The sequence below is a fragment of the Mesorhizobium sp. B2-3-7 genome, from assembly GCF_006442695.1.
GTDB lineage: Bacteria > Pseudomonadota > Alphaproteobacteria > Rhizobiales > Rhizobiaceae > Mesorhizobium.
In genome coordinates this window covers 1-23,430 of record NZ_VFVV01000004.1, presented here as the reverse complement: position 1 = coordinate 23,430, position 23,430 = coordinate 1, and the positions used below count along the sequence as shown (strand labels likewise).

The 23,430-nt window shown below is 62.9% G+C and carries 24 protein-coding genes and 1 tRNA gene; 18 read left to right on the top strand and 7 right to left on the bottom strand.

What is annotated here, in order from left to right; all coding sequences use genetic code 11:
* Nucleotide 1: 1 nt before the first annotated feature.
* The 7 genes from FJ940_RS09590 to FJ940_RS09560 all read left to right on the top strand — a co-directional run bounded on the left by FJ940_RS09590 (nucleotide 2) and on the right by FJ940_RS09560 (nucleotide 7,037).
* Nucleotides 2–1,069 (top strand): ABC transporter ATP-binding protein, encoded by a 1,068-nt coding sequence (locus tag FJ940_RS09590; RefSeq protein WP_140656334.1) that lies wholly within the window; start codon nucleotides 2–4, stop codon nucleotides 1,067–1,069.
* Nucleotides 1,070–1,936 (top strand): sugar ABC transporter permease, encoded by an 867-nt coding sequence (locus FJ940_RS09585; protein WP_140498792.1) that lies wholly within the window; start codon nucleotides 1,070–1,072, stop codon nucleotides 1,934–1,936.
* 1 nt (nucleotide 1,937) lies between these two features.
* On the top strand, nucleotides 1,938–2,858 hold the full coding sequence (locus FJ940_RS09580) for a carbohydrate ABC transporter permease (RefSeq protein ID WP_140498790.1): 921 nt from the start codon (nucleotides 1,938–1,940) through the stop codon (nucleotides 2,856–2,858).
* A gap of 2 nt (nucleotides 2,859–2,860) precedes the next feature.
* Nucleotides 2,861–3,148, top strand: a complete 288-nt coding sequence (locus FJ940_RS09575) for a DUF2160 domain-containing protein (protein WP_140498788.1) — start codon at nucleotides 2,861–2,863, stop codon at nucleotides 3,146–3,148.
* An 82-nt stretch (nucleotides 3,149–3,230) separates the two neighbouring features.
* On the top strand, nucleotides 3,231–4,955 hold the full coding sequence (locus tag FJ940_RS09570; RefSeq protein WP_140498786.1) for an ABC transporter substrate-binding protein: 1,725 nt from the start codon (nucleotides 3,231–3,233) through the stop codon (nucleotides 4,953–4,955).
* Nucleotides 4,956–5,048: 93 nt separating this feature from the next.
* Nucleotides 5,049–6,542 (top strand): glycerol kinase GlpK, encoded by a 1,494-nt coding sequence (gene glpK / locus FJ940_RS09565; RefSeq protein ID WP_140633188.1) that lies wholly within the window; start codon nucleotides 5,049–5,051, stop codon nucleotides 6,540–6,542.
* 27 nt (nucleotides 6,543–6,569) lie between these two features.
* Nucleotides 6,570–7,037 (top strand): DUF6882 domain-containing protein, encoded by a 468-nt coding sequence (locus FJ940_RS09560; protein ID WP_140498781.1) that lies wholly within the window; start codon nucleotides 6,570–6,572, stop codon nucleotides 7,035–7,037.
* Between the two features lie 99 nt (nucleotides 7,038–7,136).
* On the opposite strand, the gene FJ940_RS09555 is transcribed toward FJ940_RS09560, so the two are convergent.
* Nucleotides 7,137–7,607: a BA14K family protein gene (locus FJ940_RS09555; protein WP_140669967.1), complete on the bottom strand. Its 471-nt coding sequence runs from the start codon at nucleotides 7,605–7,607 to the stop codon at nucleotides 7,137–7,139.
* A gap of 300 nt (nucleotides 7,608–7,907) precedes the next feature.
* On the opposite strand from FJ940_RS09555, the gene FJ940_RS09550 reads away from it, so the two are divergent.
* Nucleotides 7,908–7,983, top strand: a tRNA-Lys gene (locus tag FJ940_RS09550).
* A gap of 1 nt (nucleotide 7,984) precedes the next feature.
* On the opposite strand, the gene FJ940_RS09545 is transcribed toward FJ940_RS09550, so the two are convergent.
* The gene (locus FJ940_RS09545) at nucleotides 7,985–8,470 is read right to left on the bottom strand and encodes a hypothetical protein (protein WP_140564500.1); all 486 of its coding nucleotides are present in this window, start codon (nucleotides 8,468–8,470) and stop codon (nucleotides 7,985–7,987) included.
* 167 nt (nucleotides 8,471–8,637) lie between these two features.
* On the opposite strand from FJ940_RS09545, the gene FJ940_RS09540 reads away from it, so the two are divergent.
* The 5 genes from FJ940_RS09540 (at nucleotide 8,638) to FJ940_RS09520 (ending at nucleotide 14,819) form a co-directional block, all read left to right on the top strand.
* Nucleotides 8,638–9,696, top strand: a complete 1,059-nt coding sequence (locus FJ940_RS09540) for a glycosyltransferase family 4 protein (protein WP_140564501.1) — start codon at nucleotides 8,638–8,640, stop codon at nucleotides 9,694–9,696.
* Nucleotides 9,697–9,741: 45 nt separating this feature from the next.
* Nucleotides 9,742–11,904: an amylo-alpha-1,6-glucosidase gene (locus FJ940_RS09535; RefSeq protein ID WP_140525405.1), complete on the top strand. Its 2,163-nt coding sequence runs from the start codon at nucleotides 9,742–9,744 to the stop codon at nucleotides 11,902–11,904.
* An 82-nt stretch (nucleotides 11,905–11,986) separates the two neighbouring features.
* Nucleotides 11,987–13,756: a trehalose-6-phosphate synthase gene (locus FJ940_RS09530; RefSeq protein WP_140557735.1), complete on the top strand. Its 1,770-nt coding sequence runs from the start codon at nucleotides 11,987–11,989 to the stop codon at nucleotides 13,754–13,756.
* Nucleotides 13,756–14,556 (top strand): trehalose-phosphatase, encoded by an 801-nt coding sequence (gene otsB, locus FJ940_RS09525; protein WP_140656331.1) that lies wholly within the window; start codon nucleotides 13,756–13,758, stop codon nucleotides 14,554–14,556. The genes FJ940_RS09530 and otsB overlap by 1 nt, the downstream gene beginning before the upstream one ends.
* A 50-nt stretch (nucleotides 14,557–14,606) precedes the next feature.
* Nucleotides 14,607–14,819 (top strand): hypothetical protein, encoded by a 213-nt coding sequence (locus tag FJ940_RS09520; RefSeq protein WP_140656329.1) that lies wholly within the window; start codon nucleotides 14,607–14,609, stop codon nucleotides 14,817–14,819.
* Between the two features lie 9 nt (nucleotides 14,820–14,828).
* Here the strand turns inward: FJ940_RS09520 and dprA are convergent, their stop codons facing one another.
* The 4 genes from dprA to FJ940_RS09500 are packed head-to-tail and all read right to left on the bottom strand — an operon-like array spanning nucleotide 14,829 to nucleotide 18,856.
* Nucleotides 14,829–15,965: a DNA-processing protein DprA gene (gene dprA, locus FJ940_RS09515; protein ID WP_140656326.1), complete on the bottom strand. Its 1,137-nt coding sequence runs from the start codon at nucleotides 15,963–15,965 to the stop codon at nucleotides 14,829–14,831.
* A complete protein-coding gene (plsY, locus tag FJ940_RS09510; protein ID WP_140515331.1) occupies nucleotides 15,962–16,549 on the bottom strand; it encodes a glycerol-3-phosphate 1-O-acyltransferase PlsY in 588 nt (195 codons plus the stop codon). The genes dprA and plsY overlap by 4 nt, the downstream gene beginning before the upstream one ends.
* A 58-nt stretch (nucleotides 16,550–16,607) precedes the next feature.
* A complete protein-coding gene (locus tag FJ940_RS09505; protein WP_140515332.1) occupies nucleotides 16,608–17,894 on the bottom strand; it encodes a dihydroorotase in 1,287 nt (428 codons plus the stop codon).
* The gene (locus FJ940_RS09500) at nucleotides 17,891–18,856 is read right to left on the bottom strand and encodes an aspartate carbamoyltransferase catalytic subunit (protein ID WP_140515333.1); all 966 of its coding nucleotides are present in this window, start codon (nucleotides 18,854–18,856) and stop codon (nucleotides 17,891–17,893) included. The genes FJ940_RS09505 and FJ940_RS09500 overlap by 4 nt, the downstream gene beginning before the upstream one ends.
* A 149-nt stretch (nucleotides 18,857–19,005) precedes the next feature.
* Between FJ940_RS09500 and FJ940_RS09495 the strand changes: the two genes are divergently transcribed.
* The 3 genes from FJ940_RS09495 (at nucleotide 19,006) to FJ940_RS09485 (ending at nucleotide 21,642) form a co-directional block, all read left to right on the top strand.
* The gene (locus FJ940_RS09495; protein WP_140515334.1) at nucleotides 19,006–20,634 is read left to right on the top strand and encodes a DNA alkylation response protein; all 1,629 of its coding nucleotides are present in this window, start codon (nucleotides 19,006–19,008) and stop codon (nucleotides 20,632–20,634) included.
* A 118-nt stretch (nucleotides 20,635–20,752) separates the two neighbouring features.
* Nucleotides 20,753–21,301 (top strand): hypothetical protein, encoded by a 549-nt coding sequence (locus FJ940_RS09490; RefSeq protein ID WP_140584621.1) that lies wholly within the window; start codon nucleotides 20,753–20,755, stop codon nucleotides 21,299–21,301.
* Nucleotides 21,301–21,642 carry a DUF6105 family protein gene (locus tag FJ940_RS09485; protein WP_140656324.1) on the top strand — a complete coding sequence of 114 codons (342 nt, stop codon included), beginning with the start codon at nucleotides 21,301–21,303 and terminating at the stop codon, nucleotides 21,640–21,642. The genes FJ940_RS09490 and FJ940_RS09485 overlap by 1 nt, the downstream gene beginning before the upstream one ends.
* On the opposite strand, the gene ruvX is transcribed toward FJ940_RS09485, so the two are convergent.
* Complete coding sequence (gene ruvX, locus FJ940_RS09480) at nucleotides 21,560–22,066, bottom strand: Holliday junction resolvase RuvX (protein WP_140656321.1); 507 nt, start codon at nucleotides 22,064–22,066, stop codon at nucleotides 21,560–21,562. The genes FJ940_RS09485 and ruvX overlap by 83 nt on opposite strands.
* A 123-nt stretch (nucleotides 22,067–22,189) precedes the next feature.
* Here ruvX and FJ940_RS09475 point away from each other — a divergent pair, with 123 nt between their 5' ends.
* Both FJ940_RS09475 and FJ940_RS09470 read left to right on the top strand, forming a co-directional pair.
* Complete coding sequence (locus FJ940_RS09475) at nucleotides 22,190–22,885, top strand: metal-dependent hydrolase (RefSeq protein WP_140656318.1); 696 nt, start codon at nucleotides 22,190–22,192, stop codon at nucleotides 22,883–22,885.
* A gap of 20 nt (nucleotides 22,886–22,905) precedes the next feature.
* A complete protein-coding gene (locus FJ940_RS09470) occupies nucleotides 22,906–23,322 on the top strand; it encodes a hypothetical protein (protein ID WP_140515339.1) in 417 nt (138 codons plus the stop codon).
* Nucleotides 23,323–23,430 lie beyond the last annotated feature (108 nt).

Genomic DNA, 23,430 nt, shown 5'->3' with positions numbered 1-23,430 from the left:
GATGGCGCGCATCGACGTCAACCATGTCAGGCACTCATATCTGCCGAACCCGCGTACCGATGCGGATTTCGCACTGCGGGAGGTGCACCACACTTTCGAGGACGGTGGCGCCTATGCGCTGCTAGGCCCATCCGGCTGCGGCAAGACCACGCTGCTCAACATCATTTCCGGCCTGCTCCACCCCTCGCACGGCCAATTGCTGTTCAACGGCAGGGATGTCACGAGACTGTCGACGCAGGAGCGCAACATCGCGCAGGTGTTCCAGTTCCCTGTCATCTACGACACGATGACCGTCTACGACAACCTGGCTTTCCCGCTGCGCAACCGCGGCGTTCCGGAGGCCGACGTCGACCGCAAGGTGCGCGAGACGCTCGACATGATCGACCTGGCAGACTGGGCCAGGAAGAAGGCGAGGGGCCTGACCGCCGACCAGAAGCAGAAGATCTCGCTCGGCCGCGGACTGGTGCGCTCGGATGTCAATGCGATCCTGTTCGACGAGCCGCTGACCGTCATCGACCCGCACATGAAGTGGGTGCTGCGCTCGCAGTTGAAGCAGCTTCACCGCCGCTTCGGCTACACCATGGTCTATGTTACGCATGACCAGACAGAGGCGCTGACCTTCGCCGACCAGGTGGTGGTCATGTATGATGGCGGCATCGTGCAGATCGGCACGCCGGCCGAGCTGTTCGAGCGGCCGCGCCACACCTTCGTCGGCTACTTCATCGGCTCGCCCGGCATGAACGTCATGCCGGTAGCGATCGATGGCAAGACAGCGACGCTTGGTTCCCAGCGCATCCAATTGCCAGGCGCGCCGAAGGCCGGAAGCGGCGTCGTCGAACTCGGCATCCGTCCCGAATATGTCAGGCTCGGCCGCGATGGCATGGCCGTCCACGTCAGCAAGGTCGAGGATGTGGGCCGCCACAAGGTCGTGCGCGCCAGTCTGGAAGGCCGCGAGATCGCCGCCGTCGTCGGCGAGGACGAAACCGTTCCCGCCGATCCAAAAGTGCGGTTCGATCCAGCCGGCATCAACATCTATGCCGATTCCTGGCGTGTCGAGATGGGGGCGTAAATGGAAAAGCCCTGGAACAACAAGGCCTGGTTCCTCGTGCTGCCGATGCTCGTGCTGGTGGCGTTCTCGGCCGTTATCCCGCTGATGACCGTCGTCAACTACTCGGTACAGGACACGTTCGGCAATAACGTCTTCTTCTGGGCGGGGACCGAATGGTTCGAGGAGTTGCTGCATTCCGATCGCTTCTGGGAAGCCATGGTGCGCAACCTGATCTTCTCCTTCATCATCCTGGCGATCGAAGTGCCGCTCGGCATCTTCATTGCCCTCAACATGCCCAAAAAGGGCTGGGGCGTGCCGGTCTGCCTGGTGCTGATGGCGCTGCCGCTCTTGATCCCGTGGAATGTCGTCGGCACGATCTGGCAGGTGTTCGGCCGCAACGATATCGGCCTGCTCGGCTATTACGTCAACGCGCTCGGCATCGACTACAATTACGTGCAGGATCCGTTCGACGCCTGGGTCACCGTCATCATCATGGACGTCTGGCACTGGACCAGCCTCGTCGTGCTGCTCTGCTATGCCGGCCTGGTCTCGATCCCCGACGCCTTCTACCAGGCGGCCAAGATCGATGGCGCCTCGCGCTGGGCGGTGTTCCGCTACATCCAGTTGCCGAAGATGAAGCGCGTGCTTCTGATCGCGGTGCTGCTGCGTTTCATGGACAGTTTCATGATCTACACCGAGCCCTTCGTCGTCACCGGCGGCGGTCCGGGCAATTCGACGACCTTCCTGTCGATCGACCTCGTCAAGACCGCGCTCGGACAGTTCGACCTCGGTCCGGCGGCGGCGATGTCGCTGGTCTACTTCCTGATCATCCTGTTGTTGTCGTGGGTGTTCTACACCGTGATGACCAACTACGACGCGGAACGCTGATATGGCCGGCGCCAACGAACGTACCGAGCGCAACCTGGTGAACGGGACCGCCGCTTCGGAAAGACTCGCCAGTTCGCTGTCGCAGAGCGAGCTGGACAGGCGCATGCGCCGCCGTGGCGAGGAATCGCGCTGGTGGTGGATCGTGCCGACGCTCTACATCATCGTCCTGCTGCTGCCGATCTACTGGCTCATCAATATGAGCTTCAAGACCAATGCGGAGATCGTCAATTCGCTGACGCTCTATCCGCATGCGCCGACGCTGCGCAACTACACCATCATCTTCACCGATGCGTCGTGGTATTCGGGCTACATCAATTCGATCACCTATGTGGTGATGAACATGGTGATCTCGGTCGCCGTGGCGCTTCCGGCGGCTTACGCCTTCTCACGCTACCGCTTCCTCGGCGACAAGCATCTGTTCTTCTGGTTGTTGACCAACCGCATGGCGCCGCCGGCGGTATTCGCGCTGCCGTTCTTCCAGCTTTATTCGGCATTCGGCCTCATCGATACGCATATCGCGGTGGCGCTGGCGCACTGCCTGTTCAACGTGCCGCTGGCGGTGTGGATCCTTGAGGGCTTCATGTCCGGAGTGCCGAAGGAGATCGACGAAACGGCCTACATAGACGGCTATTCGTTTCCGCGTTTCTTCGTGAAGATATTCATGCCGCTGATCGCCAGCGGCATCGGCGTCGCCTGCTTCTTCTGCTTCATGTTCTCATGGGTGGAACTGCTCATCGCCCGCACGCTGACCACCACCGATGCCAAGCCGATCGCCGCTACCATGACCCGCACCGTGTCGGCGTCGGGAATGGACTGGGGGCTGCTGGCAGCCGCCGGGGTGCTGACGCTGATCCCCGGGGCGCTCGTCATCTGGTTCGTTCGCAACTACATCGCCAAGGGCTTCGCCCTGGGGAGGGTGTGACCATGAACCTCGACTTCTCCTGGATGGCGTGGACCTGGCCGACGGCCGCCTTCTTCGCCGTCATAGCGCTGCTGCTGGTCGGCATGGGTGTCTGGGAATATGCCTCGCCCGGCGGCGATCCGCGCATCGGCGTGCTGCGTTTCAAGACGACGCGCGGCGATCGTCTCTTCGTTTCGCTGCTTGGCAGCGCCTTCATCCATCTCGCTTGGCTGGGTCTTGTCGGACCCAGCCTGTGGTGGGCTCTCGCTCTCTCCGTGGTCTACGCCATCGGCGTCTTCCGCTACGTATAGAGGGGGAAACTGTTGGAGCGGCCGCTTGTTGGCGGCCTCTCCAGATCGCACTTGAAGTCTTTTCAAACGTGGAGGAAACACAATGCGACGGCAATTATTGACATCTACGACCGCCCTTGTCCTCTTGCTCGGCGTGGGCAACGCCTATGCCGGCATGGACGAGGCAAAAGCCTTTCTTGACAAGGAGATAGGCGATCTGTCGACGCTTTCGCGCGCCGATCAGGAAAAGGAAATGCAGTGGTTCGTCGACGCCGCCAAGCCGTTCGCCGGCATGGATATCAAGGTCGTGTCGGAAACGCTGACGACGCATCAATACGAGTCGCAGGTTCTGGCTCCGGCCTTCACCGCCATCACCGGCATCAAGGTCACGCACGACGTCATCCAGGAAGGCGACGTCGTTGAAAAGATCCAGACCCAGATGCAGACTGGCCAGAACCTCTATGACGGCTGGGTCAACGATTCCGACCTGATCGGCACCCACTGGCGTTACCAGCAGGTGCGCAACCTGACCGACTGGATGGCGGGCGAAGGCAAGGATGTCACCAATCCGAACCTCGATGTGAAGGATTTCATCGGCACCTCCTTCACCACCGCTCCGGACAAGAAGCTCTATCAGCTTCCCGACCAGCAGTTCGCCAACCTCTACTGGTTCCGCTACGACTGGTTCAACGACGAGAAGAACAAGGCCGACTTCAAGGCCAAGTACGGCTACGATCTCGGCGTTCCCGTCAATTGGTCGGCCTATGAGGACATTGCCGAGTTCTTCACCGGCCGCGACGTCGACGGCAAGAAGGTCTACGGCCATATGGACTATGGCAAGAAGGACCCGTCGCTCGGCTGGCGCTTTACCGATGCCTGGCTATCGATGGCCGGCAATGGCGACAAGGGTATCCCGAACGGCCTGCCGGTCGACGAATGGGGCATCAAGGTCAACGAGAAATCGCAGCCGGTCGGCTCCTGCACGGCGCGGGGCGGCGACACCAACGGCCCGGCCGCCGTCTACTCGATCCAGAAATATCTCGATTGGCTGAAGGCCTACGCACCACAGGAAGCGCAGGGCATGACCTTCTCGGAATCCGGTCCGGTTCCCGCGCAGGGCAATGTTGCCCAGCAGATCTTCTGGTACACGGCCTTCACCGCCGACATGGTCAAGCCCGGCCTGCCCGTCATGAACGACGACGGCACGCCGAAATGGCGCATGGCTCCGTCGCCGCACGGTGTCTACTGGAAGGACGGCATGAAGCTCGGCTACCAGGATGTCGGTTCGTGGACGCTGATGAAGTCGACCCCGACCGACCGTGCCAAGGCCGCCTGGCTCTACGCCCAGTTCGTCACCTCGAAGACGGTGGACGTGAAGAAGAGCCATGTCGGCCTCACCTTCATCCGCGACTCCACCATTCACGACAAGAGCTTCACGGAGCGCGCGCCGAAGCTCGGCGGCCTGATCGAGTTCTATCGCTCGCCGGCCCGCGTGCAATGGTCGCCGACCGGCACAAACGTGCCGGACTATCCGAAGCTGGCACAGCTGTGGTGGCAGGCGATCGGCGATGCCTCGTCGGGCGCAAAGAGTGCGCAGGAAGCGATGGATTCGCTTTGCGCCGAGCAGGAGAAGGTCATGGGCCGCATCGAGAGGTCCGGCGTCCAGGGCGATATCGGGCCGAAGCTCGCCGAGGAACATGATCTCGCCTACTGGAATGCCGACGCGGTCAAGGCCGGCAATCTCGCTCCCCAGCTCAAGATCGAGAACGAGAAGGAGAAGCCCCAGACCATCAACTATGACGAGCTGGTCAAGAGCTGGCAGAAGTAGGACTGACCTATGCGGGCGTTCGCGCCCGTGTAAAATTCAGGGAGGCGGCACGTTGCCGTCTCCCTTCTTTGTGTCGTGACGGAGGAAGTGCGAATGAATGGCTTTGTCCTGGCAATCGACCAAGGCACCACGTCGAGCCGGTCGATTCTGTTCGACGGCGACATGAAAGTCGTCGGCAGCAGCCAGCAAGAATTCACCCAGCACTATCCTGCTTCCGGCTGGGTCGAGCATGACCCGGAAGATATCTGGGCCAGCGTCGTGGCGACCGTGAAGGGCGCATTGAAGAATGCCGGGCGGGAGGCATCGGACGTCGCCGCGGTCGGCATAACCAACCAGCGCGAGACCGTCGTCATTTGGGACAGGGCGACCGGCAAGCCGATCCACAACGCCATCGTCTGGCAGGACCGGCGCACCGCGCCGCTATGCCGGAAGCTGAAGAAGCAGGGATTGGAAAAGACCTTCACCAGGAAGACCGGCCTGCTGCTCGATCCGTATTTCTCCGGCACGAAGATAGCCTGGATGCTGGACAAGGTGAAAGGCGCCAGGAGACGCGCCGAGAAAGGCGAATTGCTGGCCGGCACCATCGACAGTTTCCTGATCTGGCGCCTGACCGGCGGCAGGGTGCATGCCACCGACGCCACAAACGCCTCCCGCACGCTAGTCTACAACATCGAGAAGAATGCCTGGGACGACGAGCTGCTGGCCATCCTGAACATTCCGGCAAGGATGCTCCCCGAGGTGAAGGACTGCGCCGATGATTTTGGAATCACGCAGAAAAATCTCTTTGGCGCCGAGATAAGGATCCTCGGCGTTGCCGGCGATCAGCATGCCGCGACCATCGGCCAGGCCTGTTTCGAGCCCGGCATGATGAAATCGACCTACGGCACCGGCTGTTTCGCGCTGCTCAACACCGGCACCGACCTGGTGCGCTCGAAGAACCGGCTGTTGACCACGATTGCCTATCGGCTGAACGGCAAGACCACCTATGCGCTGGAAGGATCGATCTTCATCGCCGGCGCCGCCGTGCAGTGGTTGCGCGACGGCATCAAGGTGATCGGCAAGGCCGAACAGAGCGGCAAGCTGGCGGCCGAGGCCGATCCGACCCAGGACGTGTATCTGGTGCCGGCCTTTGTCGGGCTCGGCGCGCCCCACTGGGATGCCGAGGCGCGGGGCGCGATCTTTGGCCTGACCCGCAATTCGGGGCCGGCGGAGTTTGCCCGCGCCGCGCTCGAATCCGTGGCCTACCAGACGCGCGACCTGCTCGATGCCATGCGCAAGGATTGGAAAGGTACGGCGGCCAAGACGGTGCTTCGGGTCGACGGCGGCATGGTGGCGTCCGACTGGACCATGCAACGGCTGGCCGACATTCTCGACGCCCCGGTCGACCGTCCGACCATTCTTGAGACGACCGCGCTTGGTGCCGCCTGGCTCGCCGGCTCGAAGGCGGGCGTGTGGCCTAAGGCGCGGGAGTTCGCCAAGACATGGGCGCTCGACCGCCGCTTCAGACCAGACATGGAGCCTGCGGCGCGCTCGGCCAAGCTGGCGGGGTGGCGCGATGCTGTTCGCAGGACGCTGAGCGTATCATAATCAACAGTCAGATTGGGCGAGGGGGAAATGAAGCCAAACTGGTACTCTGCTTGGCGCGCCGAGGCTATCAAACAACTGAAGGCCAAGAATAAGCGCTTGGAGGAAGAATTCCGCATCGGCCACTGGTCGCGCTATGACTTGAGCAACGGAAAGCTCTTGTTTTCCAAGGACGGGGCGATCGAGGTGATCACCGAAATCCAGATCGCCGGTTCCACGAATGCCAAGGCACAGAACTGGCTCTGGGCGTGGGCAAATTCAAATTTGCCCGATAGTCTTCTCAGAGACGCAAAGCTGGTTCGGTCCTTCGGCGAGAAGAACGGCATTGACGAACTGGCTCAGGCTTACGTGATAGATGGGGATCAGCTGGAAGTGCTGGGTTGGGAATTGGCGGCCGTCACGGTCCGAATTTGCGATGCCGTCGGAGCGTACCGATCACCCCGTGGTGAAGGTGGCGCGCTTTATTATATCTTCAAGACCATTAATTGGGCCAGCTGATCACAGCCTGCCCGGGGACCGTCCTCGCACGACAGAAAGCCCGCGCCATTTCCGGCACGGGCTTTGACTTTCTATCCCTCTGACGAACACTGTCGCCCATCAGTAGGGTGAAATGCACTGCTGGCGCGGGCCGTTATACGGCTGGAACGTGTTGTCGGATGCGCGGTAGGAACGGTAACGGTCATAGCACCACTGCACATGCGAATTGCCTTCATAGACGCGGTTCCGGTTGTTGGCGATCGCGCCGGTTATCAGCGCGCCAGTGGCGAAAGCAGCAAGCGGGAACCAGAAATCGCCGTGACGGCGATAGCCCGGGCGATATTCACGGTAGCCGCGATGGCCGTTCCAGTAGGCTCCGCGGTTGTCGCGGTAGAAGTTGCGGTTGCCGCGAAACTCGCCGCGGAAGTTACGGCGCCGCTCCCAGGGCCTGTACTGCACGGTCTGGACATCGGACGAGACCGATGCAGGCTGCGGTACATAGGCCGGTGCGGCTTCGACCGGCATGGCAGCCGCCACTGCGAAGGAAGCTGACAGTGTGGTCGCCAGCAAACCCGACAGGACTTTGTTCATGATCTTCTCCTTGAGAGGTTGACGTCCCTTGTGGCGGAGGAAACGGGCACGCTCGCGAATTGTTCCTGGAAAAAAAGGCAAGTTGCTGATTTGTAATGTTTCTCCGGTTTGGGATCGACGGAGGCCACAGGGTCTTTCGCCTGCCTGGCAAAGGTTCGGCATGTCCTTGCGGAAACGGCCGGCCGGGAGAGCCGGCACGGCGGGAACGCATGGCTTGGTGGCCCGTTTTTTCCGGTTGACCGGTCGAGGCACTCTCCCTATGTTCCGCGCAATTTCGAGGGCGCCGTTTCCAGCCCACGGGAGCGCGTAGCTCAGCCGGTAGAGCAACTGACTTTTAATCAGTAGGTCTCGGGTTCGAACCCCGACGCGCTCACCACTCAGTCCCGTGACAAATGCACGTTCAGGACAGCGGCTTTTTTGGCGATCAGTCCTTCCAGATCCGCGTCCGATCGGGTGGTGCCGGTGCGTTGGCGCAGCAGGGAGATCATCGCGCTCATCGAAAGCGGGGCGGTTTTTTGCTGAATCAGGATCGCGTCCACCGCGCCGGCAACGTCGGGGCCTTCCGCTGGTGCTCTCATGGTCGGATCCTTTCTGTCCAGCTCCGCCTCGGTGCCGCCGACCGATCCTCTGATGCCGCGGTCAAAGACGACGGCCAACCCGTTCTTGACGGCGAGGGCCGCGACCATGTCGTCGAGTTCGTGGTCCGAAAAGCTGGGGTCGGAAGGCGTGGGTTTCAGGATTCTGTGAATCACCCTGGCGGCCTGGTCCGTCGAAACATAGCCGAAGCGCTGTTTTCTAGCTTCGACATATTGTTCGATGATCATGTCAAGCCGGCGGGCTGCAATGTCCTTTGATTGCTGCATCGGAACCTCCTCGGGTCGTCATGGCGCGCAGGAGCAGCACCTAAAGAGATAGGGCCGCCCGGAAGAACATCAAACATGAGAAATGACGCATCTGCCGATAGCGGAGGAACGATCGCGCCGCTGATGCATTTTTGCCTTTGACCAGCTTATTGAGGGAACGCAGGCCAATGAAGATCGCCCATATCGCGCCGCTGTATGAATCCGTGCCGCCAAGGCTCTATGGAGGCACCGAACGCATCATCTCCTATCTCACCGAAGCTCTGGTCGGGCTCGGCCACGATGTAACGTTGTTTGCCAGCGGCGATACCAGGACCTCCGCCCGGCTGGTCGCGTGCCGGGAACGGGCGCTGCGCCTCGATCCCCGGCCGTTGAAGTCGGAGATCGCGGCGCATCTTTCGATGCTCGAGGAAGTCAGGAGACAGGCCGACGATTTCGACATTCTTCACTTCCATCTCAGCCACTTCCTGCATTTCCCGTTTTTCCGCCATATGCCGGAGCGCACGGTGACGACGCCGCATGGCAGGCTGGACTATGTGGATCTGGCACAGGCCTATGAGCGGTTCCCGCGTTTTCCGATGATTTCCATTTCACGCAGCCAGAGGACGAGGCTCGCGTCCGCCAACTGGTTGGCGACCATCCATCATGGGCTGCCGCTCGATCTCTATAGGCCGGATTTTGAAGCCGGCTCCGACGGCACATATCTGGCGTTCCTCGGCAGGATGTCGCGCGACAAGCGGCCGGACCGGGCGATCGAGATTGCCAGGCGCACGGGCCTGAGGCTCAAGCTCGCGGCCAAGGTGGGCGACGGCGACCGGGCCTATTTCGAGGAGGTCGTCCAGCCGCTGATCGATGGCGATCGCGTCGAATATGTCGGCGAGATCAGCGAGGACCAGAAGAGCAGGTTTCTCGGCAATGCCGCTGCCTTGCTGTTCCCCATCGACTGGCCCGAGCCTTTTGGTCTGGCGGTAATCGAGGCGATGGCCTGCGGAACCCCTGTCATGGCTTGGAGCTGCGGCGCCATGCCCGAGATCATCGATCACGGTGTGACCGGCTTCGTCGTCGAAACCCTCGAGGATGCCGTCGCCACCATGCCGGCCCTGCTTCAGCTCGACAGGCGCCGGATAAGGGCCGTTTTCGAAGGACGGTTCTCGGCCGACCGCATGGCGCGCGACTATGTCGCCACCTATTCACAGGCGATCGACACTCAACAAATCAGGGCTTCCTAGTACAGTGCCCCGTTCAGAAACAAGCACGGGACAGTCTTCTTGACCATCACCCAACTTGACGAGCGCAAGCTTGATCCCGCAATAGCCCTGGCCTCCCTGGACGAAACCGCGCCGAGGGAACCGCACCGGCTCTTCGCACTCAAGCATGGCGACTGCTTCGCCGTCGCCGATTCCTATGGCGACATACGCGGTGTGGGCGACGGCTTCTTCCGCGACGACACGCGCGTGCTTTCCGAATTCCGCCTCGCGGTGGGCGGTCGTTCGACGTCGTTGCTGGGCGCATCGCTGAGCCAGGACAATGTCCTGTTCACCTCCAACCTGACCAATCTGCCTATAGAGAGTGCCGGCGGCCGTCCCATCCCGCAAGGAGCGATCCACATCGAGCGTGTCAGGCTGCTGTGGGAGGACCGGCTGTATGAGCGCCTGACCCTTTCCAACTACAGCCAGGAACATTCGACCGTCCTGCTTTCGCTGCGCTTCGCCGCCGATTTCCGCGACATGTTCGAAGTTCGTGGCTCGACACGCGCCAAACGAGGCACCGCCCATACCGCCGAGATGGACCAGAACTCGGTTCTGCTTCGCTATGAAGGCCTGGACAAGGTGGTGCGTACGTCGACGATATCGTTTTCGCAGAAACCCGACGAATTGACCTCCGACCGGGCGGATTTCTTCATTGCAGTCACCAAACGCAGCCGCAAGACACTGTATGTCGAGGTCGGCAGCGAGATGGCCGATGTGCCCGACCGCGACCGGTTTCGCGCCGCAGCGGCGCGCGCGCGTTTCGGCATGCGCGCCAAGCGCCGCCATGGCGCGACGCTGCACAGTTCGGGCAGGGTGTTCAACGACTGGATGGAGCGCGCCCGTGCCGATGTGGCGCTGCTCACCACCGAACTTGCGACCGGCCCTTATCCCTATGCCGGCATTCCGTGGTTCTCGACGGCCTTCGGCAGAGACGGCGTGATCTCGGCGTTGCAGATGCTCTGGCTCAATCCCGGCCTGGCGCGCGGCGTGCTTGCCTTTCTCGCGCAACATCAGGCGACCGAAACCTCGCCCTTCAGCGACTCTCAGCCCGGCAAGATCATGCATGAAACGCGCAAAGGTGAAATGACGGCGCTGAGCGAGTTGCCGTTCGGCCGCTACTATGGCGGCGTCGACACCACCCCGCTCTACGTTCATCTCGCCTGCGCTTACGCGGACCGCACCGGCGACATGGTCTTTATCGACGGCCTGTGGCAGTCGCTATGTGCAGCCGCCGAATGGATCGAGGCGGCAAGCGCTTCGACCGGATTCGTCACCTACCGGCGTGCGGCGGAGTCAGGCCTCGCCAACCAGGGATGGAAGGACAGCTTTGATTCGGTCTTTCATGCAGACGGTCGTATCCCGAAGGGGCCGATCGCGCTGGTCGAGGTGCAGGGCTACGTCTTCGCGGCGTTCCAGGGGCTGGCGAGACTGGCTCGCCGGCGAGGCGAGACAGAAAAGGCGGAAGGCTGGGAAAGGCGGGCCGAAGAGATCCGCCGGCGGGTTGAAAGTCATTTCTGGATCGAAGAGCTGGGTTACTACGCGCTGGCGCTCGATGGCGACGGCCGACCATGCGAGGTGCGCACGTCCAATGCTGGACATCTGCTCTATGTGGGGCTTCCGGATCCGGATCGGGCGCGGATCGTCGCCGATCAGTTGCTGTCGGCTTCTTTTCACTCCGGCTGGGGATTGAGGACGCTCGCCGACGACGCAATATTCTTCAATCCCATGTCGTATCACAATGGCTCCATCTGGCCGCACGACACGGCGATATGCGCGGCAGGCCTTGCGCGGTACGGCATTCGCGACAATGTGGTGCGGCTGATGAGCGGGACGTTCGAATCCGCCGTCCATTTCAACATGCGCCTGCCCGAACTCTTCTGCGGCTTCACCCGCGCACCGGGCGAGGCGCCGATCGCGTATCCAGTCGCTTGCCTGCCGCAGGCCTGGTCGGCAGGTTCCGCCTTCATGCTGATGCAGGCCTGTCTGGGCCTCCATATCGACGGCTGGGCCGGCGAAATCCATGTCACAAGGCCACGCCTGCCAATCGGCATCGACAGCTTGGTGATCCGCCATCTCGCGGTGGCGGGCACGGCAGTCGACCTGACGTTCCAGCGGGTAGGAGACCGTGTGGGCGCGTTTCTGGCCGACCGCCATGAAGGGTTGGCGCCTTTGATCGTGCGCAGCTAAAAACCGGAACCATCACCGGCGACGTGCGTTGCACCATCTCCCCCGCGGAGAGGCGCGACCTAGGCCGGAGCAATTCACATCGATGCCAGACAACAATTTTGACTTCCTCCACTCTGCCTCCGCTCTATGGTTCGTCATTCTTGCCAGCCTCTGCGTTTCCCTTGTTGCCTTGGTGATTTCCGCGCTGCGATCCCGCCGGACCCCGCCGGAACCGGCGAATGTCGAGCCTCCACCGGCTCGTGTCGTATTGCGGGAGTTCGAAAAGAATGGCCATTCCGCCGACGCGGCGCTCGTCAACTGGTCGCCCTCGACACTGCGCGAAATCCTGGCGAAGGAACTGCCGGATGCGCAAGTGATCGTCGTCTCCAACCGCGAGCCCTACATTCACAATCTCAGGGATGACAATGTCGACCTGGTTGTGCCGGCCAGTGGACTTGTCTCGGCGCTGGAGCCGATCACCCGTGCCTGCGCGGGAACCTGGATAGCCTATGGCGGCGGTTCGGCGGATCATCTCGTCGTCGACCAGAACGACCGCATCGAGGTCCCACCTGAGAACCCATCCTACACGTTGCGCCGTGTCTGGCTGACCGACGAGGAACAGCAAGGCTATTATCTGGGCTTTGCCAATGAGGGTCTCTGGCCCCTGTGCCACATAGCCTTTACGCGGCCCGTCTTCCGCACGTCCGACTGGGAAACGTACGAAGCCGTCAATCGCAAATTCGCCGATACCGTCGTTGCCGAAGCGCGGAACGAACGCCCGATCGTCCTCGTCCAGGACTATCATTTCGCGCTGCTGCCGCGAATGATCCGGGAACGCCTGCCCGATGCGATCATCATCACCTTCTGGCACATTCCGTGGCCAAATTCGGAAGTCTTCAGCATCTGCCCCTGGCGGGAAAAGATCCTGGACGGCCTGCTGGGGAGCTCTATCATCGGCTTTCATACGCAGTTCCACTGCAACAACTTCATCGAGAGCGTCGACCGCTTCCTGGAAAGCAGGATCGAGCGCGAGGATTCGGCGATCTCCTATGGCGGCCAGACCAGCCTGGTCCACGCCTATCCGATCTCGATAGAGTGGCCGCCGGCTCAACTCGGGAAATTGCCCGCCATCGCGCAGTGCCGCGCGCGAATTCGCGAAAAATTCGGGCTGGCGGACAATGTCAGCCTCTGTGTCGGCGTCGAGCGCCTCGATTATACGAAAGGCATTCTCGACCGGTTTCATGCATTGGACGAACTGTTCAAGCAACACCCGGAGTGGATCGGCCAGGTGGCCTTCCTGCAGATCGCGGCGCCAAGCCGTGGAACCTTGCCGGCCTACCAGCAACTGCACGAGGAATGCCTGCGTTGCGCGGCGGAGCTCAACGAGCGTTATGGCCGGGACGGCTACACGCCTGTCTTGATGGTGGCTGAACACCATTCCCAGGAGCAGGTCTACGAAATCTACCGAGCCGCCGATGTCTGCATGGTGACCAGCCTGCACGACGGAATGAACCTGGTCGCCAAGGAATTTGTCGCCGCACGCGACGACGAGCAGGGCGTGCTGATGCTCAGCATGTTTGCCGGCGCTTCCAAGGAGCTTCTCGAGGCACTGATCGTCAATCCTTACGACGCGACGATGATGGCCGAGGCGTTGCTGCAGGCATTGACCATGGTGCCCGCCGAGCAGCGCCAGCGCATGCAGCGCATGCGCGAGATCGTCCGCGACAACAATGTCTATCGCTGGGCGGGCAGCATGCTTCTCGACGCCGCCCGCTTGCGCAAGCGAATCGCGATCGACCCCGCCGGGCCGGGCTCCGTTGCCGCGGCCAATGTGATATCGCTGCTTGATCGCAAACGGGTCGCGGCGCTGTGATGTCGGGATCGGCAAATCTGTCCGTGCCGACCGTCCCGCAAGGCCGATGGGCACTCTTCCTGGACATTGACGGTACGCTTCTGGAACATGCCGCGCATCCCGACGCGGTGGTCGTCGGTGATGCGTTGCGAAGCATGCTGACAAGGCTGGACGGGCGTCTGGCTGGCGCTCTGGCTTTCATTACAGGAAGATCCGTTTCCGCCGTCGACCGGCTCTTCCAGCCGTTGCGCCTGCCGGCTGCGGGTCTATACGGCCTGGAGCACCGGCTTGTCCGTGACGGGCCCGTCGAGGCGGCCGACGAGCCCGCCGACATTGCCGCGCTTGCCGAGGAAATCGAGGCGGAACTGGACAATGTGGATGTCTATATCGAGCGCAAGGGCCCGATCCTGGCCATTCATACGCGTGCGGCGCCGCAGTTGCTGCAACGGGCGACGCAACTGGTCGAACAGGCCCTGGAGCGGCTTCCGCGAGGATATCGGGTTCTTGCCGGCAATGCCGGGGTGGAACTGATGCCGCTCGAGGCGGCCAAGGGAGCGGCAATCAGGCGTTTCTGCGAGTTGCCGGCTTTCCGGGGGCGGATTCCCGTATTCCTCGGAGACGACACGTCGGATGAGAACGGCTTCGAAGCCGTCAATGAAATGGATGGCATTTCGGTCCGCATCAAACCGCAAGGGAAAACCGTGGCGCGCCACGCGCTGGCCGATGTCGCCGAGACCCTGGCCTGGCTCGAATCCCTATGCCACGACCGATCCGGCACGGGCCGGTTTGAGGAGGCGGTCCAGTCCCCTGTCCGGAGTTGAGGCCGCAACGCATTTTGCGTCTTTTAAGAACGGGTTTCAGGAGTTGATCAATGGTCCAGTTCACCAGCCTCATTCACGAGATCATGCCCGCATGGCTCTGGCGGCGTTCGCGCCGGCGTATGCAGGACACCGAGACAACTTTCGATCCATCACGTCCCGAAGATGCCGACGCCGTCTGGCGAAAGGCCGTCGAGAGGGACCTGTTCGGCGCAAACACGCCCGACTATACCGAGACCGAACAGAAGAAGCGCGATCACCACTGACGGAGGCTGTCAGCCTTCCGCGAAGACCAGCGAGACATTGCCGCCGGCATGCCGTTCGAGCCGGCCGGCGAGGTCGAGCTCCAGGAGCACCATGAACACCTGGGCCGGATGCAGGCCGGTGTGGCGGATGATCTCGTCGATCGCCACCGGCGTCGGGCCGAGCGCTTCGGTCACCCTGGCGCGGTCGTTTTCGCCGGGTGGCGGCGTGGCCGAGAAATCGGGGGGATCTTCAAAGGGCGGCAGTTCGGGGGCCCGCAAACCGGTCAGCGGCGCGATTGCCCTGTGAATGTCGGCGGCTTCGGTGACCAAGGTGGCACCGTCCTTGAGCAGGCCATTGGTGCCGGCGGCGCGTGGATCAAGCGGCGAGCCGGGTACGGCGAAGACCAGCCGGCCCATTTCGCCTGCGAGCCTGGCGCTGATCAGGGACCCGGAACGCTGCGCCGCCTCGACCACCACCAGACCGACTGCCGCGCCCGCGACGAGGCGGTTGCGGCGCGGAAAATCCTGGGCACGCGGCTGCCAGCCGAACGGCATCTCCGAAATGATGGCGCCGCCGCGCTCGACGATCTCGTCGCACAGGCCGGCATTCTCAGGCGGGTAGGGCAGATCGAGGCCTCCGGCCAGCACGCCGATCGTGCCGGTCGAGAGGCTGCCCTGATGTGCTGAAGTGTCGATGCCGCGCGCGAGGCCGGAGATGATGGCGTAACCGTCGCGGCCAAGGTCGGTCGCCAGCATGCGCGCCATCTTGATGCCGGCGAGCGAGGCGTTGCGGGCGCCGACGATAGCCACCGCGGGCAGCCGAAACACCGCGCCTTCGCCTTTCACCGCCAGCAGCGGCGGCGGATGGTCCATGTTTTTCAACAGGGCGGGATAGTCCGGCTCGCCGATACCGACAAAGCGGGCGCCTGCCAGCCTTGCGGCCTCCAGTTCCGCTTCGGCCTCGGCGATCGAGGGAATGCGGGCGATCCTGCTGGCGCCGCCCGAAACCATCAGTTCCGGCAGCATTTCCAGCGCGACTTCGGCCGAACCGAAGCGGTTGATCAGGTCGCGAAAGGAGGCAGGACCTACATTCTGGGTGCGGATCAGCCGCAGCCAGCTCAACCGCTGCCGGTCGCTGAGGCGCGGTCCGGCGAGCGGCTTGCTCACTCCTTCGCCCCGATTTTGCCCTCGGTGCCGGCAAGCAGGCGTGAAATGTTGGCCCGGTGCTTGATGAAGACGATCAGGCTCATCACGACGAACAATGCGGCAATCTGCGGTGTGCTCAGGAAATAGAGGGCGATCGGCACGGCGACCGCGGCCGTCAGCGCTGCAAGCGAGGAGTAGCGGAACAGGAATGCCATGGCCAGCCAGACGATGGCGAAGATCAGCGCCACCTGCCAGGCAAGGCCGATCAGCACGCCGAGATAGGTGGCCACGCCCTTGCCTCCCTTGAATCCGAGCCAGATCGGGAAGAGATGGCCGAGGAAGGCGCCAAGGCCGGCCCAAGCGCCGAGTTCGGGCGCGAAATGGCCCGCGATCAGCACCGCGGCCGTGCCCTTCAGCGCGTCGAGCAGCAGCGTGGCCGCGGCAAGGCCCTTGTTGCCGGTGCGTAGCACATTTGTCGCGCCGATGTTGCCGGAGCCGATCTGGCGCACGTCGCCAAGCCCTGCCGCACGGGTCAGCAGAAGCCCGAACGGAATCGAGCCCAAGAAATAGCCGAGCACCAGCGCCGGGATCAGGTTGTAAGTCATTGTTCCCCCCGCATTTCCCCCTGACGGGCTGAATCCGGCGCGATGCGCCGCCGCCCGCTCAGACCGAGAACACTGTGCGGCCCGCCACCAGCGTTTGCAAGACCTTGCCTTGCAGGCGCGCGCCTTCGAAACAGGTGTTCTTCGAGCGCGAGCGGATGCCGCTTTCGCTGACGATCCAGGGTTCATCCAGATCAACAAGCGCAAGGTCCGCGAGAGCGCCGGGCTTGAGCGTGCCGCCAGGCAGGCCGAACAGCCGTGCCGGCGCCGTGGACAAGGTCTCGATCAGCCGCGGCAGCGACACGTCGCCATTGTGGTAGAGCCGCAAGGCGGCGCCCAGCAACGTTTCCAGCCCGATGGCGCCGGCTGCGGCGTCGGCGAAGGGCAGGCGCTTGGTATCGACGTCCTGCGGATCGTGCGAGGAGACGATGATGTCGATCGTGCCGTCCCTGATCGCTTCGATCATGGCCAGGCGGTCTTCCTCGGCACGCAGCGGCGGCGTCAGGCGGAAGAAGGTCCGGTATTCCCCGACATCGTTTTCGTTGAGTGACAGATTGTGGATCGATACGCCCGATGTGACGGTCGCGCCGTCGGCCTTCGCGCGCCCCACCGATGCCGCCGCCATCGCCGTCGATATCTTTGCCGCGTGGTAGGAACCTCGCGTCAGGCGCGCCAGGGCAAGGTCGCGCTCCAGCGGGATGGTTTCGGCTTCACGCGGAATGCCGGAAAGCCCCAGCCAGCTTGCGTAAAGTCCCTCGTTCATCACACCCGACGATGCGAGATCGGCATCCTGGGTTTCGTGCACGATGGTTGCGCCGAAATCGCGGGCATAAGTCAGGGCGCGGCGCATCACCAGCGCGCTTGATATGGTGTGGCGGCCGTCGGTGAAGGCGGCGGCGCCGGCCTCGCGCAGCAGGCCGAATTCGGTCATCTCGCGGCCGTCGAGGCCCTTGGTGATGGCGGCGGCCGGGAAAATATTCACGATGGCCGTGTCCTTGGCGGTGCGCAGCACGAATTCGACCAGGGCCACATTGTCGATGACCGGATCGGTATCGGGCATCATGACGATCGAGGTGACGCCGCCGGCAGCCGCGGCGACACTTGCCGACGCGATCGTTTCGCGATGTTCGCCGCCCGGTTCGCCGATGAAGACGCGGCCGTCGATCAGGCCGGGAATCACCGCCTTGCCGGCGCAGTCGACGATGGTGGCGCCCTCGGGCGCCCCCTGGTTCAGCGCAGCCTTGCCGGCGGCGGCTATCTTCTTCCCGTCGACGATGACCGTCCCGGTCTCGTCTACGCCGCGCGAGGGGTCGATGATGCGGGCGCGCTCGAACACCGTGATGGTCATGCGCCACGGCCCTCGTGGTTGCGGCGCGGATCGAGCAGCGCTTCCATCACCGCCATGCGCACGGCGACACCCATCTCGACCTGTTCCTGGATGACGCTCTGCGGGCCGTCGGCGATTTCCGAAGCGATCTCGACGCCACGGTTCATCGGGCCCGGATGCATCACCAGCGCATCGTCTTTCGCGGCCTTCAGCTTCTCGGCGTCGAGGCCGAAATAGCGGAAATATTCGCGCACCGAAGGCACGAAGGCCCCTTCCATCCGCTCGCGCTGCAGGCGCAGCATCATCACCACGTCGGCATCTTTCAGGCCCTCGGCCATTGAGCCGGTGACGATCACGCCCATCCTGTCGATTCCCGAGGGAAGCAATGTCGAGGGCGCGACGACGCGGACCTGCGCGCCGAGCGCGTTGAGCAGCATGATATTGGAGCGGGCGACACGCGAATGCAGGATGTCGCCGCAGATCGCCACGATGAGTTTCGACAGCGGACCCTTGGCGCGACGGATGGTCAGCGCGTCGAGCAGCGCCTGTGTGGGATGCTCGTGCGCGCCGTCCCCCGCATTGACCACGGAGCAGCCGACCTTCTGCGCCAGAAGGGCGGCCGCTCCCGCCGACTGGTGGCGGATGATCAATATGTCGGGCCGCATGGCGTTCAGCGTCATGGCCGTGTCGATGAGCGTCTCGCCCTTCTTCACCGAGGAACTCGCCACCGACATGTTCATGACGTCGGCGCCGAGACGCTTTCCGGCCAGTTCGAACGACGACTGCGTCCGCGTCGAGGCTTCGTAGAAAAGGTTGATCTGGGTGCGGCCGCGCAGTGTCGAGGTTTTCTTCTCGGATTGCCGCGAGATCGCGACAGCCCGGTCCGCCCTGTCGAGCAGAAGCTCGATGTCGGCGGGGGAAAGATCGCGGATGCCCAGAAGATGGCGGTGGGGATAGAGTGGCAGGGACGAAGCGTCGGTCATCTCAAGGGGCTGCTATAGGGTGGACGTTCCATGGCTGCAAGCGCCAGCTTTGGATTGCGGCTGTTCTCCCCGGTATTTTCGTCGCGCGCCTTGGGCTATATCTAGCCGATGGCTCCGGATTCGTAGCCGCCTGGCAGTAAGGATGAAGCGTGACCGACGACGTGACGAACCAGCCGCCGCCGCTGACAGGCGGCAACGCCTGGCGGGGCGATCCGTTGCTGATCCAGCTTGCCGAGCGCTTTTCCGATCCGGTGCGCAAGGATCTCGACGGGCTCGGCCGCTTCGTGCTGACGCAGGAGGCCCAGGAACTGGCCCGCCTCGCCAATGTCGAAACGCCGAGGCTCAGGACGTATGATCGCCAGGGCCGGCGCATCGATCTGGTCGAGTTTCACCCCGCCTATCACGCTTTGATGCGCCGTTCCGTCGCCAACGGGCTGCACTCCTCGGTCTGGGAGAACGGCGATGCCGAGATCGGCCGCCGCCATCAGGTGCGCGCGGCCCGGTTCTACCTGACGGCCGAACTCGAGACCGGACATCTGTGTCCCATCACCATGACCAGCGCTTCGCTGGCAGCGCTGATGGCGAGCCCGAAACTGTTCCGCGAGTGGGCGCCGCGCGTGACGACGCGCAAATACGATCAGAGCCAAAAGCCGCCGGTCGAGAAGACCGGGCTTACGCTTGGCATGGGCATGACAGAGAAACAGGGCGGCACGGACGTGCGCGCCAATGTAACGAGGGCCGAGCGCGTCGGCAGCGGCTTCTATCGCCTGACCGGCCATAAATGGTTCATGTCGGCGCCGATGTCGGATGCATTCCTGGTACTGGCGCAGGCGCCGGAGGGATTGTCGTGCTTCCTCGTGCCGCGCGTCCTTGGCGACGGCTCGGGCAACGGCTTCCGTTTCCAGCGCCTGAAGGACAAGCTCGGCAACCGGTCGAATGCGTCTTCCGAGGTGGAGTTCGTCAACGCGATCGGTGAGATGGTCGGCGAGCCGGGCGCCGGCGTGAAGACGATCATGGACATGGTGACCTTGACCCGGCTCGACTGCGCCGTGGCGTCTTCGGCGATCATGCGGGCGGGTCTGGCCGAAGCCGTTCATCACGCCCGCCATCGCCAGGTGTTCGGCACCAACCTGATCGAGCAGCCGCTGATGCAGCGCGTGCTGGCGGACATGGCGCTCGACGTCGCCGCTGCCACGGCGCTGTCGTTCCGTCTGGCGCGTTCCTTCGACGAGGCGGCGAGCGATCGCGGCGAGGCGGCCTTTGCCCGTGCCATGACGCCGGTCGTCAAATATTGGGTCTGCAAAATCGCGCCGCCGCTGCTCTACGAGGCGATGGAATGCCTCGGCGGCAACGGCTATGTCGAGGAGGCGCCGCTCGCTCGCTACTATCGCGAAGCTCCGGTCAACGCTATCTGGGAAGGATCGGGCAATGTCATGGCGCTGGATGTGCTGCGCGTGCTTGGCCGCGCGCCGGGCCTATTCGAGGAGGTGCTTGCCGGCATCGATCGCGACCTGGGCGCGGGCGGACGCGGCACCATCGGTGTGCTGAAGGCGGCGATGCAAGTCGCCGCGACCGACGAAGGCTCGGCCCGCCTGCTGACGGAGCAACTGGCGCTGTCGGCGGCGGCGGCGGAATTGCGCCGGTTGGGGGCAGGGCGGATCGCCGATGCCTTCGTCGAGACGCGGCTGGCGGGCCAGTGGCGCAACACCTACGGCATGCTCGATTCGCGCCATGATGCGCGCATGATCATCGACACGCTCTATCCGCCAACCACCTGAGCAGCAGCCATGGACCACGCCTTGGTCATTCCCCCGCGCCGTTAACCTTAACAAATGGTTTCCGTTGCGAGGGCTGGCGGCAAAGCCCACTGTCATTCCTGTCGAAGCAGGAATCACGATGCGACAGGTATTGACCTCTTTTCTCGCCTTGCACTGGACGATCGTTTTCGCCCTGCTGGCGATCATCTGCATCGATGGAAACCGCGGCGTGGCCGGGGCGCTTGGGGTGCTGGGCGTGACAATCGAGAGCGCCCGCTTCGTCGATCTCGAAAATGTCGTCGTGGTTGCGCCTCTGGCAACGGCCCTGCTTGTCGTGGCGGTGCTGTTCTTCTGGGCTTTTGTCGAGGCGCTGATCAACAATGCCAGCAATCCGGGCGCCGACAGCGTTGCCCGCATCGCCTTCATCAGCGCTTCCGGCGTGCTGTCGCTGATCCTGGTCGGAGGCGCGGCGCAAGGCATCAACGGGCTGTTCCTGGTCGTCGCCGTGCAATTGGCCGCACTTCTGGCCTCCTATGTCGCCATGCTTGCCGAGCGCCGCACCCTGGCCACATCGGATGAGGTTGAAATCCACGCCACGGCGCACAGCATGGCCAGGGCCGCAGCCCACAATTCGCTGCTTTCGCTGATATCGGGCCGACCCCAGCCGACCCGGAAGGGAGGCCGCTGATGCGTTACATCTTCGCATTGTGGGCGGCTCCGATGGCGCTTTTCTGGGGCTGGTTCTACCTGTCGCTCAACGACATGAATTTCGGCTACGTCATGCTGAGCCGGCAGTTGCATGATTTCGTCTTCCAACTCTACGGCCAGATGCTCGGCATCGACCCGACAATCATTCCCGGCATGGTGGGAAGAGCCTGCATATTCGACGGCCTGCTGCTGCTGGCGATCTGGGCGTTTCGCCGCCGTCGTGAAATCATCGGCTGGATCAGGGGGCGGGCGGCGGTTCCGGTGCAGTTCGAGCGGCTGCACCGAGCGAGCGAAGCCGGTCCAAAACTCCCTGCAGAATAAAGGCGGCTGCGGCCGAATCGATCTTGCCGGCGCGCTTGGCGCGCGAAAAATCCATCTCGATCAGCGTCCGTTCGGCGGCTACCGTCGACAGCCTCTCGTCCCATGGCAGGAAGGGAAGGTCGCTCAAGGCGGCCATGTTGCGTACGAAGGCGCGCGATTTCTGCGCGCGCGGACCTTCCGAGCCGTCCATGTTGACCGGCAGTCCAATCACCACCGCGCCGGCATTCTCCTTTTGCAGCAGATCCAGCAGCACGGCCGCGTCGAGCGAGAATTTTCGTCGCATGATGACCGGGCGCGGATGCGCGAAGGAAAAGCCACGGTCCGAAACGGCGACGCCGATGGTCTTGTCGCCGAGATCGAGCCCGGCAAGCGTCCTGCCGCCGGCCAGCCGCGCCGGCAATTCCTCGATGGTAATGATAGCCAACGGTTTTCCTTTGACCCGACAGCGCCGTCGCGGCGTTTTGAACACGCGAGGACGCCGTAACACTTTGCTCTTGAGCTGACGCCGTTCTATCCTCCGACGGAGCAAAAATCGAGGAACTCGCTGATGAAACTCACTTGGTACGGACAATCCGCCTTCAAGATCGAGGTGGCGGGCGCAAGCATCCTGATGGACCCGTTCCTGAGCGGCAACCCGCTTTGGAAGAAAAGTTGGGAGGGCCCGGCCGAAGGTGTCACCCACGTGCTTTTGACGCATGGTCACGGAGACCATGTCGGCGATGCGCTCGAGATCCTCAAGAAGACCGGAGCGATGCTGGTCGCCAACCCCGAGGTCTGCGGCTATCTCGGCGGCCAGGGCGTCGACCAGAACAATGTCAACCAGGGCAACACCGGTGGCACGGTGGACTGCGGCCCGTTCACGACGACTTTTGTCCAGGCATTGCATTCCTCGTCCTATGGGGACGGCATCTATATGGGCAATCCCTGCGGGCTGGTCCTGCATTTCCAGGACGACAAGACGCTCTATCACATGGGCGATACCGACATCTTCTCGGACATGGCGCTGGTCAACGAGCTGCATGAGCCGAAGATCGGCCTGGTGCCGGTCGGCGACCGCTTTACCATGGGAGGTGCTGTCGCGGCTCTCGCCTGCCGCCGCTATTTCAAGTTCGATGTCGCCGTGCCATGCCACTATGCGACTTTCGGCCTGCTCGACCAGACGCCCGACAAATTCGTCGCCGGAATGGAGGGTTCGGGCGTGAATGTCGTCGTGCCTGGGATCGGCGAGGCGGTCACACTATAAATTGAAAACGGAATTAAACCATGGGCTTGAGGAACTCTCTTTGCGTTTCGATGCTGTTTGCGGCGTCGCCGGCGCTTGCCGCGGACGATTTCATTGAAGGAGTATACCTCAAGTCCGAGGAGCTCTGCGCACAGGCCAGGAAAGATACCCTGCAGACGCTGATCGATGCCGGCAACATCGTGCTGTCGGCCCATGGCCTGCAAGGGGTCGAATACAATTGCGAGTTCTTGCAGATCAGCAAGGCGACACGCTCGCCGAGCTGGGCGGTGACGGCCATTTGCCAGGAGCCGGGCTACGTTTTTCCCGACGTGCTCTCGGTGACGCAGATGAGCCCGACTCAGATCGATCTCGTCTCCGTCCGGCCCATCGAAGACGAGAGCGAGGCGAGCGGCAACAGCGGCAGCTACTATCTGTGCGAGGGCATGGCCCCGCCGTGAGGTCATTTGCCCGATTGTGGGCATGCACATGTGTCGGTAGCTAATCAAGTTGTCCGGTTTGGTAGCACATGATCTGTCCGCTTCTGTTTTGGCGTCGAAGCGGTTCAC

Bases quoted from the DNA above. Each gene is read 5' to 3' on its own strand.
- FJ940_RS09580 (WP_140498790.1), top strand. From the start codon at position 1,938: ATGGCCGGCGCCAACGAACGTACCGAGCGCAACCTGGTGAACGGGACC.
- glpK (WP_140633188.1), top strand. From the start codon at position 5,049: ATGAATGGCTTTGTCCTGGCAATCGACCAAGGCACCACGTCGAGCCGG.
- FJ940_RS09505 (WP_140515332.1), bottom strand. From the start codon at position 17,894: ATGACCATCACGGTGTTCGAGCGCGCCCGCATCATCGACCCCTCGCGC.
- FJ940_RS09590 (WP_140656334.1), top strand. From the start codon at position 2: ATGGCGCGCATCGACGTCAACCATGTCAGGCACTCATATCTGCCGAAC.
- FJ940_RS09485 (WP_140656324.1), top strand. From the start codon at position 21,301: ATGCGTTACATCTTCGCATTGTGGGCGGCTCCGATGGCGCTTTTCTGG.
- FJ940_RS09545 (WP_140564500.1), bottom strand. From the start codon at position 8,470: ATGCAGCAATCAAAGGACATTGCAGCCCGCCGGCTTGACATGATCATC.
- FJ940_RS09530 (WP_140557735.1), top strand. From the start codon at position 11,987: ATGCCAGACAACAATTTTGACTTCCTCCACTCTGCCTCCGCTCTATGG.
- FJ940_RS09560 (WP_140498781.1), top strand. From the start codon at position 6,570: ATGAAGCCAAACTGGTACTCTGCTTGGCGCGCCGAGGCTATCAAACAA.
- FJ940_RS09575 (WP_140498788.1), top strand. From the start codon at position 2,861: ATGAACCTCGACTTCTCCTGGATGGCGTGGACCTGGCCGACGGCCGCC.
- FJ940_RS09490 (WP_140584621.1), top strand. From the start codon at position 20,753: ATGCGACAGGTATTGACCTCTTTTCTCGCCTTGCACTGGACGATCGTT.
- FJ940_RS09520 (WP_140656329.1), top strand. From the start codon at position 14,607: ATGGTCCAGTTCACCAGCCTCATTCACGAGATCATGCCCGCATGGCTC.
- FJ940_RS09555 (WP_140669967.1), bottom strand. From the start codon at position 7,607: ATGAACAAAGTCCTGTCGGGTTTGCTGGCGACCACACTGTCAGCTTCC.
- FJ940_RS09470 (WP_140515339.1), top strand. From the start codon at position 22,906: ATGGGCTTGAGGAACTCTCTTTGCGTTTCGATGCTGTTTGCGGCGTCG.
- plsY (WP_140515331.1), bottom strand. From the start codon at position 16,549: ATGACTTACAACCTGATCCCGGCGCTGGTGCTCGGCTATTTCTTGGGC.
- FJ940_RS09475 (WP_140656318.1), top strand. From the start codon at position 22,190: ATGAAACTCACTTGGTACGGACAATCCGCCTTCAAGATCGAGGTGGCG.
- FJ940_RS09540 (WP_140564501.1), top strand. From the start codon at position 8,638: ATGAAGATCGCCCATATCGCGCCGCTGTATGAATCCGTGCCGCCAAGG.
- FJ940_RS09570 (WP_140498786.1), top strand. From the start codon at position 3,231: ATGCGACGGCAATTATTGACATCTACGACCGCCCTTGTCCTCTTGCTC.
- otsB (WP_140656331.1), top strand. From the start codon at position 13,756: ATGTCGGGATCGGCAAATCTGTCCGTGCCGACCGTCCCGCAAGGCCGA.
- FJ940_RS09585 (WP_140498792.1), top strand. From the start codon at position 1,070: ATGGAAAAGCCCTGGAACAACAAGGCCTGGTTCCTCGTGCTGCCGATG.
- FJ940_RS09500 (WP_140515333.1), bottom strand. From the start codon at position 18,856: ATGACCGACGCTTCGTCCCTGCCACTCTATCCCCACCGCCATCTTCTG.